General features: G+C 37.2%; 1 protein-coding gene. It reads left to right on the top strand.

The window, feature by feature from the left end:
- The first annotated feature begins 210 nt into the window (after positions 1 to 210).
- A complete protein-coding gene (locus ACXAGS_RS15695; protein ID WP_474908086.1) occupies positions 211 to 1176 on the top strand; it encodes an IS110 family RNA-guided transposase in 966 nt (321 codons plus the stop codon).
- Positions 1177 to 1207: the final 31 nt, after the last annotated feature.

The raw sequence follows: 1207 nt of genomic DNA on the forward strand, positions 1-1207 counted from the left end.
CTTAAGTTTGATTCTTTTTAAATTGATGTAATAATAAGAAAGAACAAAAGAGAGGAATAAGGTCAATATAGCCATAGGAACTATCGATTCCGTCAACATTGATGACCCCCTCTCTTTTCCACTAAGAATTCGTTCAGTTCTGTGAGACCTAGATCTCGTTTTCAAGTTGTTGAATTGGTAGTGGTATGTCCTTTCCCAAAACATTTTCTTATGGATAAATATAAAGAAATTCATGGAGTAGATATCAGTAAAGATGTATTTGATGTTATGGATACCAACGGTAACCATCATCAATACGACAATAGCCTAAAAGGTTTTAAGTTATTTCTAAAGTCAATAAATACGGAAGCCTTGGTGGTCATGGAGGCCACGGGCTATTACCACTATTTATTGGCACAGTTTTTATATGATCAAGGCATCCATGTTTCGGTAGTCAATCCTTTATCGGTCAAACGCTTTGTTCAAATGAAATTAAGCAAGGTCAAGACAGATAAGAGCGATGCCAGAGCCATATGTGACTATGCACAAGTGAATCAAGTACCTCTATATGATGGTAAAGGAGCTGAACAATCAGAGAGTCTCCAACTATTGGCATTAATGGACATATACTTGAAACAGCGCACACAACTAAAGAATAAGTTGCACGGTGAAAAAGTACTGGGTATACCATCAAAGACAGTCTATAACTCTTTAAAAAAATCATTGGCTGAATTGGACAAGCAACTCTCCGGTTTACAGGAAAGATTGATGTCTCTGGTAAAAAAGAGCCAACAACAACAGTTGAGCAACTTAAAGAGCATACCTGGTCTAGGCGATAAAACGGCTGCTCTTTTGATTGTACTTACCGAAGGATTTACCAAGTTTGAAACTGCGGCCCAACTATGCAATTATGCAGGTATCACACCAACAATAAGGCGTTCGGGAAGTAGTGTCAGGGGTAGGAGCAGGATAAGTAAGGTTGGAAATAGAAAACTTCGAAATCTTTTATTTTTATGCGCTTTTTCTGCTTGTAAGTACAACAAACAATGCAAAGCAATCTATGAACGAATCGTAGCTAAGGGAAAAAGCAAAAAACTTGCCCTGATAGCGGTATGCAACAAGCTTTTAAAACAGGCTTTTGCCATTGCAAAATCCGGAATTCCTTATGATGAGAAATATGTGTCGAAATTGAACTAAAAGAACTTGTTTTTTAACTCAGTTCTTTGTT

This window comes from Croceivirga sp. ABH4_376, from assembly GCF_056160685.1.